Annotated in this window: 16 protein-coding genes; 11 read left to right on the top strand and 5 right to left on the bottom strand. The window is 69.3% G+C overall.

The genetic code is table 11. From position 1 onward, the window contains the following. Nucleotides 1-10: 10 nt before the first annotated feature. From JMJ55_RS03250 to JMJ55_RS03240, 3 genes are all read left to right on the top strand, one after another. Nucleotides 11-1,315 carry a YeaH/YhbH family protein gene (locus tag JMJ55_RS03250; RefSeq protein WP_202824036.1) on the top strand — a complete coding sequence of 435 codons (1,305 nt, stop codon included), beginning with the start codon at nucleotides 11-13 and terminating at the stop codon, nucleotides 1,313-1,315. Continuing rightward, nucleotides 1,312-2,850 (top strand): SpoVR family protein, encoded by a 1,539-nt coding sequence (locus tag JMJ55_RS03245; RefSeq protein WP_202824035.1) that lies wholly within the window; start codon nucleotides 1,312-1,314, stop codon nucleotides 2,848-2,850. The genes JMJ55_RS03250 and JMJ55_RS03245 overlap by 4 nt, the downstream gene beginning before the upstream one ends. A 64-nt stretch (nucleotides 2,851-2,914) precedes the next feature. Continuing rightward, nucleotides 2,915-3,331: a DoxX family protein gene (locus JMJ55_RS03240; protein ID WP_202824034.1), complete on the top strand. Its 417-nt coding sequence runs from the start codon at nucleotides 2,915-2,917 to the stop codon at nucleotides 3,329-3,331. Here JMJ55_RS03240 and JMJ55_RS03235 read toward each other — a convergent pair. Beyond that, entirely contained in the window at nucleotides 3,307-3,828 is a 522-nt protein-coding gene (locus JMJ55_RS03235; RefSeq protein ID WP_202824033.1) for a GAF domain-containing protein, read from the bottom strand. The two genes, JMJ55_RS03240 and JMJ55_RS03235, sit on opposite strands and share 25 nt — an antisense overlap. A 180-nt stretch (nucleotides 3,829-4,008) precedes the next feature. Here JMJ55_RS03235 and JMJ55_RS03230 point away from each other — a divergent pair, with 180 nt between their 5' ends. Next, nucleotides 4,009-4,278: a hypothetical protein gene (locus JMJ55_RS03230; protein ID WP_202824032.1), complete on the top strand. Its 270-nt coding sequence runs from the start codon at nucleotides 4,009-4,011 to the stop codon at nucleotides 4,276-4,278. Here the strand turns inward: JMJ55_RS03230 and JMJ55_RS03225 are convergent. Then, nucleotides 4,272-5,309: a serine hydrolase domain-containing protein gene (locus JMJ55_RS03225; RefSeq protein WP_202824031.1), complete on the bottom strand. Its 1,038-nt coding sequence runs from the start codon at nucleotides 5,307-5,309 to the stop codon at nucleotides 4,272-4,274. The two genes, JMJ55_RS03230 and JMJ55_RS03225, sit on opposite strands and share 7 nt — an antisense overlap. Nucleotides 5,310-5,432: 123 nt before the next feature. Here JMJ55_RS03225 and JMJ55_RS03220 point away from each other — a divergent pair, with 123 nt between their 5' ends. Beyond that, entirely contained in the window at nucleotides 5,433-6,338 is a 906-nt protein-coding gene (locus tag JMJ55_RS03220) for an FkbM family methyltransferase (RefSeq protein ID WP_202824030.1), read from the top strand. A 6-nt stretch (nucleotides 6,339-6,344) separates the two neighbouring features. Here the strand turns inward: JMJ55_RS03220 and minE are convergent, their stop codons facing one another. The 3 genes from minE to minC are packed head-to-tail and all read right to left on the bottom strand — an operon-like array spanning nucleotide 6,345 to nucleotide 8,266. Continuing rightward, the gene (minE, locus tag JMJ55_RS03215; RefSeq protein ID WP_202824029.1) at nucleotides 6,345-6,644 is read right to left on the bottom strand and encodes a cell division topological specificity factor MinE; all 300 of its coding nucleotides are present in this window, start codon (nucleotides 6,642-6,644) and stop codon (nucleotides 6,345-6,347) included. After that, nucleotides 6,644-7,465, bottom strand: a complete 822-nt coding sequence (minD, locus tag JMJ55_RS03210; RefSeq protein ID WP_202824028.1) for a septum site-determining protein MinD — start codon at nucleotides 7,463-7,465, stop codon at nucleotides 6,644-6,646. Before minD ends, minE begins: the two co-directional genes overlap by 1 nt. 33 nt (nucleotides 7,466-7,498) lie before the next feature. Further along, nucleotides 7,499-8,266, bottom strand: a complete 768-nt coding sequence (minC, locus tag JMJ55_RS03205; protein WP_236033334.1) for a septum site-determining protein MinC — start codon at nucleotides 8,264-8,266, stop codon at nucleotides 7,499-7,501. Between the two features lie 181 nt (nucleotides 8,267-8,447). On the opposite strand from minC, the gene JMJ55_RS03200 reads away from it, so the two are divergent. From JMJ55_RS03200 to JMJ55_RS03175, 6 genes are all read left to right on the top strand, one after another. Then, entirely contained in the window at nucleotides 8,448-9,350 is a 903-nt protein-coding gene (locus JMJ55_RS03200) for an ABC transporter substrate-binding protein (RefSeq protein ID WP_202824026.1), read from the top strand. Then, nucleotides 9,347-9,796 carry an acyl-CoA thioesterase gene (locus tag JMJ55_RS03195; RefSeq protein ID WP_202824025.1) on the top strand — a complete coding sequence of 150 codons (450 nt, stop codon included), beginning with the start codon at nucleotides 9,347-9,349 and terminating at the stop codon, nucleotides 9,794-9,796. Before JMJ55_RS03200 ends, JMJ55_RS03195 begins: the two co-directional genes overlap by 4 nt. Before the next feature lie 13 nt (nucleotides 9,797-9,809). Beyond that, on the top strand, nucleotides 9,810-10,787 hold the full coding sequence (locus JMJ55_RS03190) for a D-2-hydroxyacid dehydrogenase family protein (RefSeq protein ID WP_236033333.1): 978 nt from the start codon (nucleotides 9,810-9,812) through the stop codon (nucleotides 10,785-10,787). A gap of 114 nt (nucleotides 10,788-10,901) precedes the next feature. Then, complete coding sequence (locus JMJ55_RS03185; protein WP_202824024.1) at nucleotides 10,902-11,849, top strand: ABC transporter substrate-binding protein; 948 nt, start codon at nucleotides 10,902-10,904, stop codon at nucleotides 11,847-11,849. Beyond that, complete coding sequence (locus JMJ55_RS03180; RefSeq protein ID WP_202824023.1) at nucleotides 11,846-12,646, top strand: ABC transporter permease; 801 nt, start codon at nucleotides 11,846-11,848, stop codon at nucleotides 12,644-12,646. The genes JMJ55_RS03185 and JMJ55_RS03180 overlap by 4 nt, the downstream gene beginning before the upstream one ends. Then, nucleotides 12,639-13,445 carry an ABC transporter ATP-binding protein gene (locus tag JMJ55_RS03175; protein WP_236033332.1) on the top strand — a complete coding sequence of 269 codons (807 nt, stop codon included), beginning with the start codon at nucleotides 12,639-12,641 and terminating at the stop codon, nucleotides 13,443-13,445. Before JMJ55_RS03180 ends, JMJ55_RS03175 begins: the two co-directional genes overlap by 8 nt. The last annotated feature ends 10 nt before the right edge of the window (nucleotides 13,446-13,455 follow it).

Below are 13,455 nucleotides of genomic sequence, written 5' to 3'. Positions count from 1 at the left end.
CGCCTGCTCGATGCAGATCCTTGACCGCCGCCTGAACCCAAGCGGACGCAGCCTGCCGAACCGGCAGCGCTTCCTGCGCCGGGCCAAGTCCCTGGTGCAGGAGGCAGTCCGGGACGCCTCCGCCAAGCGCGACATCCGCAGCGCCGACGAAGGGGGCGAGGTCTCGATCCCCCTCCACGGCATCCGGGAGCCGAGCTTCCATCATGGCGGGGGCGGCACCCGGGACCATGTGTTGCCGGGCAATAAGGAATACCGCGAGGGCGACGAGATCCAGCGGCCGCCGAGCGGTGGCGGCGGCGGGGGCTCCGAGGGCTCGCCCGATGGCGGCGGCGAGGATGCCTTCCGCTTCGTTCTCTCGCGGGAGGAATTCCTCTCCCTCTTCCTCGACGACCTGGAACTGCCCGACCTGGCCAAGCGGCGCCTGGTCGAGGGATCGGACCCCGCCTGGCACCGGGCCGGCTATTCGGTGGCGGGCACGCCCTCCAACCTGTCGCTGGCTCGCACCATGCGGAACAGCCTCTCCCGGCGCATCGCGCTGAAGCGGCCGAAGCCGGAAGCGGTGGCCGCGCTGGAGGCGGAGATCGCGGCGCTGGAAGGCCAGCCCGGCACCGAGGACAAGATCGCCGCGCTGAAGGCCGAGCTGGAGATCCAGCTCCGCCGCAGCCAGCGCATCCCCTGGATCGACCCGATCGATGTCCGCTACCGGCGCTTCGAGCCGGTCCCCCGCCCGGTGGCGCGGGCGGTCATGTTCTGCCTGATGGATGTCTCGGGCAGCATGACCGAGGAGATGAAGGACCTCGCCAAGCGCTTCTACACGCTGCTCTACATCTTCCTGCAGCGGCGGTACAAGCATGTGGAGATCGTCTTCATCCGCCACACGCATGAGGCCTCCGAGGTCGATGAGGAGACCTTCTTCCACAGCCGGGAGACCGGCGGCACGCTGGTCTCGACCGCGCTCGAGGAGATGCGGAAGGTCGTCGCCGATCGCTACCCGCCGAGTGATTGGAACATCTATGCCGCCCAGGCCTCGGATGGCGACAATGCCGCCGGCGACAGCCAGCGCACCGCACGGCTGCTGATCGACGAGATCCTGCCGGCCTGCCAGTACTATGCCTATATCGAGGTCGGCCGCGACGGCGAGCACGGCATGCCCGGCTTCCCCCGCGGCCCGACCGATCTCTGGCGCACCTATGAACAGCTCGTCAGCGCCGGCGCCCCGATGGCCATGAAGAAGGTGCGGAACCGGCGGGAGATTTTCCCCGTATTCCGCGAGCTCTTCGCCAAGCGCGGGTTGCTGGAGGAGGCCAAGGCATGAACGCGCCCGTCTCGACGGCCCAGCTCCTCTATGAAGGGGCGGATTGGGACTTCAACACCCTCATGCGCATCCATGATGCCTGCGAGGTGGTGGCGGTCCGCGACCTGGGACTCGACTACTACACCAACCGCATCGAGATCATCAGCGCCGAGCAGATGCTGGACGCCTATGCCAGCACCGGCCTGCCGCTGTTTTACCGGCACTGGTCCTTCGGCAAGCAATTCGCCCAGCACGAGGCGCTATACCGCAAGGGGCTGCGCGGCCTCGCCTATGAGATCGTCATCAACTCCGACCCCTGCCTCTCCTATGTCATGGAGGAAAATACCGCAACCTTGCAGGCGCTGGTGATTGCCCATGCCGCCTTCGGTCATAACCACTTCTTCAAGAACAACCGGCTTTTCAAGGAATGGACGGATGCCAAGGGCATCCTCGACTACCTGGAATTCGCCAAGGGCTATATCGCCGACTGCGAGGACCGCTATGGCGAGATCGCGGTGGAGCGGGTGCTGGATTCTGCTCATGCGTTGATGAATTACGGCGTCCACCGCCACCACCGCCGCGCCATCGATCTGCGCTCGGAGGAGTTGCGCGAGCGCGAGCGGCGGGCGCATGACGAGCAGATGTACAACGTGCTCTGGAGCACCCTGCCGGAGCGCAGCGCCGGTGCCTCCGCCGTTGCCAACGATGTCGAGAAGCGGCGCGCCATGCTCCAGCTGCCGCATGAGAACATCCTCTACTTCCTCGAGAAGTCGGCCCCGCGCCTGGCGCCCTGGCAGCGCGAGGTGCTGCGGATCGTCCGCAACGTCGCGCAGTATTTCCATCCGCAGCGCCAGACCAAGATGATGAACGAGGGCTGCGCGACCTATGTCCATCATCGCATCCTGAACACGCTGCATGCCGAGGGGCAGATCACCGATGGCGCGCTGCTGGAGGCGCTGCATTCCCATAGCAGCGTCATCATGCAGCCGGATTTCGACGACCCACGCTATTCCGGCATCAATCCCTATGCGCTCGGCTTCGCCATGATGGAGGATATCGAGCGCATCTGCCGCGAGCCCACGGAGGAGGACCGCGAGTGGTTCCCCGACTTCGCCGGCTGCGGCGACCCGATGCCGGTGCTGCGGCATGGCTGGGCGGAATTCCGCGACGAAAGCTTCATCCTGCAATTCCTCAGCCCGCATCTAATGCGGAAGTTCAAGCTCTTCCATCTGCAGGACGATGTGGCGCAGCCGGTGCTCCGGGTCGATGCCATGCATGACGAACGCGGCTATCGCCGCCTCCGCCGGGCGCTGGCCAAGCAATACGACCCGGCCTGGACCGATCCGGATATCCAAGTGGTGGATGTGGATCTCTCCGGCGACCGTCGCCTGGTGCTGGAACACCGGGTTGCCGCTGGCCGGTTGCTGGAGGAGCAGGAGGCGCGGCAGGTGCTCCGCCACCTCGCCAGCCTCTGGAGCTATGACGTGCTGCTGCGGGAGATCGATCCGCAGACCGGCGCCAGCCTCCGGGAACACGCGGTCTCGCCGCCGCGCTGAGCCGGCCTTGTGGCGGCGACGGCAAAGCCGTTAGCTTCGCCGCCACCAGGACCGGAGGGCCCGTATGCAGACCGAGACCCGCACCGACAGCTTTGACCTCGTCCTGCTGATCGGGCGCATTTTCCTCGTCGCGATCTTTCCGATCAGTGCCTATTTGAAAATCACCGGCTGGCCGGGGATCGTCACCACCCTGACCCAGCAGGGCGCGCCGATTCCCTATCTCGGCGGGATCGTGGCGACAGCGGCGGAGGCGGTGCTGCCGATCCTCGTCCTCCTCGGCATCCAGACCCGCTGGGCGGCCTTCGGGCTCATCCTCTACACGCTCGGCACCAGCATCATCGCGCATCGTTTCTGGGAATTCACCGGCCCGGCGCAGGTCGGCCAGATGTTCAGCTTTTTTAAGAATCTGGCGATGATTGGCGGCTTCCTCATCCTCGCCTGGACCGGGCCCGGCCGCTACGCGGTGCAGCCGCGGCCCTGATCGGGCAGCCGCGCCGCTAGCAGGATCGGCACGGCGAGGCCGGCGATCAGCCGTCCCGTCGCGGCATCGGCCTCCTCATACCAGCCGGCGCGGTGGAGCAGGTTGACCGTGCCGATGGTGCGCCCCCGCCAGCGCACCGGCAGGTTCAGCACGCTCTCGCAGCCCAGCGAGAGGATCAGCGCATGGTCGCGGAAATTCGCCCGGATATCGCCGGCGTCGCGGCCGATGAAGGGTCGGCCTTCGGCGAACAGCCGCGTCGTCCAGGGCGTCTCCACCACCGCCTTGCGGCCGCCCGGCGGATAGGCGGCCGGCTGGTTGGAATAGAGCCGAGCATTCTCCCGCCGCGCCGCGTCGTGCAGCAGCACGGTGAAGAGGATATGGCCGATGGCGCTGCCGGCGGCCTCCTCCAGCGCGGCGAAGCCGGCAGCGGGCTGGTCCTTGGCCTCCAGCGCGGCAGCCAGCCGGGCGAGATGCGGCAGCGGATCGGGGCGGCTCATAGGGTGCTCCCATGGCCCGGCGAGGGCCGGCTTATGGCGGCAGAATGGCGGGGTGCAACCGGCGCGTAACCGGCGCTCGCTGCGCATTTCACCGGCCGCACGCACGGGCGCAACCCCGATCCGCCTAACCTCCATTCGTGGCGCTGGTCCGGTCCCGGACCAGCCTAGGACAAGAAGGTCATGCGGAAGCTCATTCCCCTCCTCGCCGCCGGTGCCCTCAGCCTCGGCGCCGTGCTGGCCAGCCCGAACCAGGCGGCGGCCCAACCCATGCCGGCCCATTGGGGCTATGGCGGCGGTCATGGTGGCGGCTACTACGCCCCGCCGCCTCCTCCGCCGCCCTATTACGGCCGGCCCCATTGGCATCGCCCCTATGGCGGACCGCCGCCCTGGGCCTATGCCCCGCCGCCGCGGCCCTATTGGGGCGGGGCTGGCGGCTATTACCGCTACTGAAGCGCGGCGCGGACCGCCGCCATGAAACCGTCAAGCTTGGTCTGGTCCACCCAGCGCAGCACGGCGGTGATCCCCAGCTCGGGATCGACCCAGGTGATGTTGCCGCCGGCGCCGGAGAAGCACCAGCTTCCGGCGCTGGCCGAGGGCCAGCGGGTCCGCCCGGTATTGAGCCACCAGAGCAGGCCGTAATGCGGGTTGAGGGCGCAGGGCGTCGCGCATTGCCGCACCCAGCCCTCGGGCAGCAGGCGGTGCCCGTCCCAGACCCCGTCCTGGAGGGTGAGCTGGCCGATCCGCGCCTGGTCCTCGGCATGGATGAAGACGCCGCCGCCCCAATGCCCGCCACCGGAGACGCTTTGCATCCGCCGGCCGTCCACCTCCACCCAGGAGGTCTCATAGCCATGCCAGCGCCAATCCTCCGAGGCACCGATCGGCCGCATGATCCGCTCGGCGAAGACCTCCGGCAGCGGCCGGCGGAACAGGCGGAGCAGGGCGAGGGAAAGGCGGTTCACCCGGACATCGTTGTATTCCCAATAGGTGCCGGGGGCGTGCAGCGGCCGCGCCAGGCCTTTCCGCCCTTGCCCCTCGACCGTCAGATTGCGGCCGCGGTCGATGACATCCGACTTGCCGAAGAGCGTGCCCTCCCATTCGGAGGTATTGGTCAGCAGGTGCCGCCAGGTGATGCTGGCATTCTGTGGCTCCTCGAAGCCGCCATCATCGACCAGCGCACGGACCGGCGCGTCGAGATCGGGGATCAGCCCGTCGCCATGGGCGAGGCCGGCGAGCATGGCGAGGTAGGATTTGGCGACCGAGAAGGTCATGTCCACCTGACGGGTGTCGCCCCAGCGCGCGACCTCCTGCCCCCTGTGCAGGATCAGCCCGTTCGGCCCGCCGCGTGGGGCAACGGGGCCGAGGATGGCGTTGTCCGGCGGCGGCTCGAAGAAGCCGGATTCGATATGGGCGCGGATGTCGCGCGGCCAGGGGGATTCGTGCGCCAGCGCATAGGCGATGGCGGAGTCGAAGCGGTTCGGCATGGGCGAAGGCTAGGGCGGCCGCCGGGCGCGCGCCAGATGCCGTGATCCGCATTCCCCAACCGGTGCAGCCGGCCTACAAGGCCCGCTCCGCGGCCGCCGGCCGCGCTGCCGGAATCCGTCCCGATGCCCCCAGCCTCCCGCCCCAGCACCCTAGCCCGCCTCGGGGAGGTGTTGCGGCCCCGCCGCCGCCTCGTCCCGCTGGCCCAATTGGGCGGCCCCCCGGGCCCGGCGCAGGCGGCGGTCCGCGCCATGGCCCAGGCGGTGCCGATGGGAGGCGACACCCTGCTCGTCCGCAGCCTCGGCCGGCACAAGATGCTGGTCGATTCCCGGGACTTCACCCATGCGCCGCATCTGGCCATGGACGGATTCTGGGAATGGTGGACGACCCGTTTCCTGGCCGAGCAGCTACGGCCGGGCCAGACCGTAATCGATGGCGGCGCTTGCTACGGCTATTTCAGCCTGCTCGCCGGCGAACTGGTCGGCCCGAGCGGCAAGGTCATCGCCATCGAGCCCAATCCCCGCTCCGCCGCGCTGCTGCGGCGCAACCTGGCGCTCAATGGGATGGAGGGGCGCGCAAAGCTCGAGGATGTGGCCCTGGCCGGGCCGAATTCCGGCCGGGTCATGCGCCTCGCCTTGCCGGAGGGCAGCCCGATGAACGCGCATCTGCTGCCGGAGGACCTCGCCGGCACCAGCGGCCCGCAGCTCGCAAGCCGTGGCCCGGATGTCGCCCTGGTCTCCACCCGGCCGCTCGACCGCTATGCCTCGGAACGCCCGGATTTCGTGAAGCTCGATCTCTGCGGCGCCGAGGAGGCGGCCTATGCCGGGATGCAGGCGATGATCGAGGCCAATCCGGCCATCAAGCTGTTGCTCTGCTTCAACCCGCAGCGCTGCGCCTCGCCGGCCGGATTCCTGGAGCAGCTGGCAGGACGCTTCCCGCTGCGCCGCCTGGTCGAGGACGGCACGGCGCAGCCCTGCAACGCCACGGAGACGCTCCAGGGCGGCGACGTGATGCTTTACCTCGCGCGTTAGCGGCGCCTAGCCCGCCGCTGCCCGCTGCTGCGGCTTGTTCGCGGGCGGCCCCGGCAGCTCGATCTCGATCGCCAGCGTGGACATGTCCCCGCCGCGGTCGAGGTCGAGCTTCACCTTGCCGGGGTCGATCGCCACGTAGCGCGCCACGACCGCCACCAGCTCCTGCTGGAGCTTCGGCAGGAAATCCTCCCGTGTGCGGCCGATCCGCTCATGCGCGAGCACGATCTGCAGGCGCTCCTTGGCGGCGGAGGCGCTGGGTGGCGGCTCGTCCTTGCGGGCCGCGCGGAAATAATCGAGCCAGCTCATTACGCGGCCCTCCCCCCGAACAGGCGCTTGAAGAGGCCCGGCTTCTTCTCGGGCTCCAGGAAGCGATGCGGCAGATCCTCGCCGAGGAAGCGGCCGACCGCATCCTTGTAGGCTTGGCCGGCAACGCTTTCGGTATCCATGATCACCGGCGTGCCGGTGTTGGAGGCCTTGAGCACGCTCTCATTCTCGGGGACGACGCCGAGCAGCGGGATCGCCAGGATCTCCCGCACATCCTCGAGCTTCAGCATCTCGCCGCGCTCGACCCGGTTCGGGTCGTAGCGGGTGACGAGGAGATGCTCCTTCACCTTGTCCCGCTTCTCCTCCGCCCGCTTCGACTTGGACTGCAGCACGCCAAGGATGCGGTCGGAGTCGCGGACCGAGGAGACTTCCGGATTGGTCACCACGATCGCCTGGTCGGCGAAATAGAGGGCGAGCAGCGCCCCCTTCTCGATCCCGGCCGGGCTGTCGCAGAGGATGTAATCGAAATCCGCCGAGAGCTCCTCGATGATGGTCGAGACGCCCTCGCGGGTCAGCGCATCCTTGTCGCGGGTCTGGCTGGCCGGAAGGATGGCGAGCGTGTCCACCCGCTTGTCGCGGATCAGCGCCTGGTTCAGCCGCGCCTCGCCCTGGATGACGTTGACGATGTCGAACACCACGCGACGCTCGACGCCCATGATGAGGTCGAGGTTCCGCAGCCCCACGTCGAAATCGATCACCACGGTCTTCTTGCCGCGCTGCGCCAGGCCTGTGGCGAAGGCGGCGCTGGTCGTCGTCTTGCCGACGCCCCCCTTGCCGGAGGTGACAACGATCACTTGCGCCATGGACGCATTCCCCTTGCCCAGAAACCCATACCCCTACCCCAGCGGTGCGAACCGCATCTCCTCGCCTTCCAGCCGCACCTGCACGGCGCGGCCGATCGGCGCATCCCCCAACCCCTCCCGCACGGCGTAGAAGCCGGCGATGGCGACCAGTTCGGGGTCGAAATTCAGCGCGAAGATCCGCGCCGTCGCATCATCGGCGGCGCCGGCGACCGCCCGGCCGCGCAGCGCGCCATAGACATGAACATTGCCGTCGGCGATCACCTCAGCACCCGGATTGACCGTCGCCGTCACGATCAGGTCGGCGCCCTGGGCATAGATCCGCTGGCCGGACCGCACCGGCTCCGTCACCAGCATGGCGGCGCGGCCGGAGCCCTGGAATTCCGGCGCGACCGGTGCCGCGGCCACCGGCTGCGGCGCGGGCGGCGGTGCCTCGGCTGCGGGGGCCGGCACGGGCAGGTCGGTCTCTGCCTCCTTGCCGCCGACGGGGCGCAGCGGCGGCAGGCCGGCATGCTGCGCCGCCTGCTTCATCGCCTGGGTGCCGCCGGTGGTGCCGATAGGCACGATCTCCAGCGCACGCAGCCCCTGAACCAGGCCGCGGAAATCCATCGCCTCCGGCGCCACTTCCAGATCATCGAGGCCGATGACGATGGGCGCGAAGCGCAGGAATCCCGGCGCGCGGCGGAACTGGTCGCCCAGCGCCGGCAGCACGGCCTCGGGCCGCGGATCCAGCAGCCGGAGGACGAGCAGGTTGAAATTGCCGGCGCGGAGGCGGAATGCTTCAGGAAGCGTCTGGCTGCTCAAGGCGCTCTCGGACCTGCCGCGGCGGGCAAAGGGGTTGTCGGGAAGGGCAGCGGCTGCCGCCCACGCCATGGTCTATAGCGGCCACGGGACGGGGGGCGAAGCCCGAATGCACATTTCCGCCACGGATTGGCGCGCCGCGTGACCTTGCCATAATGGCCGGATCTCACCCCCGGAGGGCGCCTTGCCGAAGCTGACCCTGATCGAGCCCTTCCGCGCCCTGTTCTATGCGCCCTTCTACCTGGCCGAGGCCCGCGGCCTGTTTGCCGCCGAGGGGCTGGAGCTGCGGATGGTCACCGCTGGCAGCACCGATGCCGCGGCCGAGATGCTGCTGGCCGGAGCGGCCGACTTCGCCTGGTCCGGCCCGATGCGGCCCATGCTGCTGCGCAGCCGCGACCCGGCCTGTACCCTTCGCAGCTTCTGCGCCGTGGTGATGCGCGACCCCTTCCTGCTGATGGGTGCCACCCAGAGGCCCGGCTTCACCCTGGCCGAGCTGCCGCGCCTCCGCCTCGGCCTGGTCTCGGAGGTGCCAACCCCGGTCTGGTGCCTGAAGGGTGACCTCGCCCGGGCCGGGCTGGCGCCGGATACGCTCGGCGCCCCGGCCGGGCCGGGCATGGCGGAGAATGCCGCGGCACTGGCCGAGGGGCGCCTCGACGTCGCGCAGATGTTCGAGCCTTTCGCCTGCCGGGTGGAGGATGCCGGCGGGCATCTGCTGCACGCTCAGGCCAGCCGGGGCCTCACCGCCTATACCGCCTTCTATGCAACCGAGGCCGGCATCGCCGCCCAACGCCCGGCGCTGATGGCGGCGATCCGCGCCATGGATGCGGCGCTGCGCCTGATCCGCACCGCCCCCGCCGCCGAGATCGCCGCGCTGATCGCCCCGCGCTTCCCCAATATGCCGGAGGCGCACCGGACCCGCGCCATCGCCCGCTACCAGGGGCTCGACCTCTGGGGCGCTGGCCCGCGCTTCCCGCGCGAGGCCTTCGAGACGCTCGGCGCCGCCATGCTGGCCGCCGGCGCCATCACCCATATTCCGCCTTTCGAGGATTGCGTGGACGAGGCCATCGTCGCGGAGGCCCTGGCATGAGCCGCCCGCCCCGCGGCACCCGTGCCGAGTACCGCTGGTTCACCACCATCCCGACCCGCTGGATGGACAACGACGTCTACGGCCACGTCAACAACGTCACCTATTACAGCTGGATCGACACCGCGATCGCCCTGTTCCTGATCGAGAACGGCGTGCTCGACTTGGCGACAAGCCCCGAGGTCGGGCTGGTGGTCGAAACCGGCTGCCGCTACCACGCACCCATCGCCTTCCCCGACATCGTCACCTGCGGGGTGCGCTGCGCCAAGCTCGGCACCTCCTCCATCCGCTACGAGGTCGGCATCTTCCGCAATGAGGAGGAGCTGGCCGCGGCGGAGGGGCATTTCGTCCATGTCTATGTCGCCCGCAGCGAGCAGGGCCGGACCGTCCCCCTGCCCGCCCGGCTGCGCGAGGCCGCGAGCCAGCGCCTGCTGGCCGCCAATTCCTGAAGGAAACGCCCCGATGCCCGCACTGACCCGCCTCGCCATCCTCGACGACTATCAGGGGGTGGCGCTGACCCGCGGCCCCTGGGACCGCCTGCCGGAGAGCCTGACCATCGAGGTCTTCCGCGACACGGTCACGGACCCCGAGGCACTGGTCGCCCGACTCGCCCCCTTCGATGCCATCCTGATGATGCGGGAACGCACCCCCTTCCCGCGCAACCTGCTGGAACGCCTGCCCAATCTCCGTCTGCTGATCACCACTGGCGCCCGCAACCGCAGCATCGACCTGGAGGCTGCCGCCGCGCGCGGCGTCACCGTCTGCGGTACACCAAGCTTCGGCAACCCGACGGTCGATCTCACCTGGGGGCTGATCCTCTCGCTGATGCGCCGCATTCCGGAGCAGCAGGCCTCGCTGCGCGCCGGCGGCTGGCAGATCGCCCCGGGCGGCAGCGTCGGCACCACGCTGGAGGGCCGGGTGCTGGGCTTGGTCGGGCTGGGCAATCTCGGCAGCCGGGTTGCCAAGGTGGGCGCCACCTTCGGCATGCAGATCATCGCCTGGAGCCAGAACCTCACCGCGGAACGAGCCGAGGCGGCCGGCGCAAGGCTGGTTTCGAAGGAGCAGCTGATGGCGGAGGCCGATGTCATCAGCCTCCACCTGATCCTCTCCGACCGGTCGCGGGGGATCATCGGCGCCGAGGATCTCGGGCGGATGAAGCGCAGCGCGGTGATCGTGAATACCAGCCGCGGCCCGCTGATCGACCAGCCGGCGCTGATCGCGGCGCTGACCGAGGGCTGGATCGCCGGCGCGGGCATCGATGTCTTCGACCAGGAGCCGCTGCCGCCGGGCCATCCGCTGCTGGCCGCGCCGAATACGGTGCTCACGCCGCATCTGGGCTATGTGACCGAGGAGAACTACGCGCAGTATTTCCTCGGCGCGGTCGAGGCCATGGAAGGCTTCCTCGCTGGCAAGCCCATCCGCGAGCTGCGCGCCGGCTAGGCAGCCTGCCGTAAATCCGGGCGGCCCATCAGGCGGGACGGCCGGAGGCGGATGCGCAGGCACGGCACGGGCATTGCATATCCGGCGGCAACATTCCCGCTGGAGGACCGCCCCATGGCCCTTGCCCGCCGCGCCCTGCTGGGTGCCGCATCCGCCGCCCTCGCCGCCCCTGCGCTCCGTGCCCAGGAGGTGGTGGTGAAGATGGGTGCGCTGCGCCTGATCCACTCCATCGCGCCCTATCTCTATGAGCGCTTCCAGCCGGCAGGGATGCGGATCGAGGTCATCCCCTTCGAGAGCCCGACCGAGGGCAAGAATGCCGTGGTGACGAAATCGGTCGATTTCGGCGCCTTCGGCATCGCCGCCGGGATCCTCGGCGCCGCGGCGCGGGAGCCGGTGGTGGTGGTCGGCTCCTGCTGCGACCGCGGCATGGCGGTGGTGGCGAAAAAGGACGCCGGCATCCAGAAATTGGCCGACCTGCGCGGCAAGCGCGTCGGCATCTGGCCCGGCTCGACCCAGGAGGTCTTCATCCTGGAGCGCCTCAGGATGGAGGGGATGACCATCCGCGACGTGCAATCCGTCCGCGTCTCCTTCTCCGAGATGCCGATCGCGCTGGCCCGCGGTGATGTTGATGCCTATGTCGGCGCCGAGCCCGGCCCCGGCGTCTCGCTGGCCGCCGGCATCGGCAAGATCGTCGAATATCCCTATTCGACGCCGATGGGCTCGCTGAACATGATCTTCGCCACCCATCCGGACACGGTGGCGCAGCGGCCCGACCTCGTGCGCAGCATGCTGAAGGTCCATCGCCAGGCGAGCGAGTTCGGCATGGCCAACCGCGACGCCACCATCGAGACGGCCGTGGCGAAGCTCGGCATGCGGCGCGACGCGCTGGAGATGAGCCTGCCCAATGTCGAGCTGAACTGGCAGATGACGCCCGAGATGGTGACGCGCGCCAGGACCTATGCCGAGCAGATGCTGAGCCTGAAGCAGATCCGCGCCCTGCCCGACTTCGCCACCTTCTTCGAGCCGAAATTCTCCGACGAGCTGGCGAAGTCCGCGGCATGACGGCGCTTGCCGCGCGGCTGGGTTCGCCACGGCAGGCGCTGCTCGCCGTTGCGGCGCCGATCCTCGGCATCCTCGCCTGGCATGTCGCGACCAGCGGGCCGGGCTACCACCTGATCCCGCCGCCCTGGGATGTGGCGGTGCAGTGGTGGGACCTGGCCTTCGGCGGCATCTGGGACGATCTCTATTCGGCGACGCTCGGCACCCATGCGCTGGCGAGCGTGATGCGGGTCTATGGCGGCTTCGCCCTCGCCGCGCTGGTGGCGCTGCCGATGGGGATGCTGATCGGGCGGATCCCGGTGGTGCGGGACCTGCTCGATCCCTCCTTGCAGATCCTGCGGCCGATCCCGGTGACGGCCTGGCTGCCGCTCGCCATGATCGTCTTCGGCATCGGCCCGCGCAGCGCCTTCTTCCTGGTCTTCCTCGGCGCCTTCTACCCCATCCTGCTGAACACCATCTTCGGCGTCCGCAGCGTCGAGGGCCGCCTGTTCGAGGCGGCGGCGATGCTCGGCGTCTCGCGGCAGGCGGTGTTCTGGAAGGTGGTGCTGCCGGCCTCCCTCCCCTCCATCTTCACCGGGCTGCGGCTGGGCCTCGGCTTCGCCTGGGTGGTGATCGTGGTGGGCGAGATGACCGGGGTGCAGACCGGGCTCGGCGCCATCATCATGGAGGCCCGGCAGCTCTCCCGCACCGAGATCGTGATCAGCGGCATGGTGACCATCGGCGTGCTCGGCTTCCTCTCCGACCGCGCCGTGCAGCTCCTCGGCCGCCGCCTGCTGCGCTGGAGTCCGCAACATGGGTGAGACGATGCTGGCCCCCACCCCTGCCCCTGGCCCGGCGGCGGAGACGATGCTGCCGATCCTCGACATCCGCCATGTCGGGAAGCGCTTCGCCTTCGGCGGCGAGACCATCACCGCCCTCTCCGATGCCTCGCTGCGGATCGAACGGGGCGAGTTCATCTGCCTGATCGGCCCCTCCGGCTGCGGCAAGTCGACGCTGCTGCGCATGGTGGCGGGGTTCGAGACGGCCTCCGAGGGCCAGTTGCTGATGTGGGGCAAGCCGGTGGCGGGGCCGGGGCCGGACAGAGGGATGGTGTTCCAGGATTACGGCCTCTTCCCCTGGCTCACCGTCAGCCAGAACATCGCCTTCGGCCCCATCGCCCGTGGCCGGCCGAAATCCGAGGCGGCGGCAACGGCGCGGCGCTTCGTCGAGATGGTCGGTCTGACCCGCTTCGCCGATGCCTATCCGCACCAGCTTTCCGGCGGAATGAAGCAGCGCGTCGCCATCGCCCGGGTGCTGGCCAACGATGCCGAGGTGGTGCTGATGGACGAGCCCTTCGGCGCGCTCGACGCGATGACGCGCGAGCGGCTGCAGGAGGAGCTGCTGGAGATCTGGGCCAAGGCGCGGCTCAGCATCATCTTCGTCACCCATGCGATCGAGGAGGCGATCCTGCTCGCCGACCGGGTGGTGGTGATGTCGCCGGGGCCGGGCCGGATCATCGCCGATGAGCGCATCGCCCTGCCGCGGCCGCGCGACCCGACGGGGGTGGAGTTCAACGCGCTCCGGCGGCATCTTTCGGGGCTGCTCGGCAGCCTGCACTGAGGATTCCGCC

This window comes from Belnapia mucosa, from assembly GCF_016775475.1.
Lineage (GTDB): Bacteria > Pseudomonadota > Alphaproteobacteria > Acetobacterales > Acetobacteraceae > Belnapia > Belnapia mucosa.
This window is presented reverse-complemented; position numbering and strand designations above follow the sequence as displayed.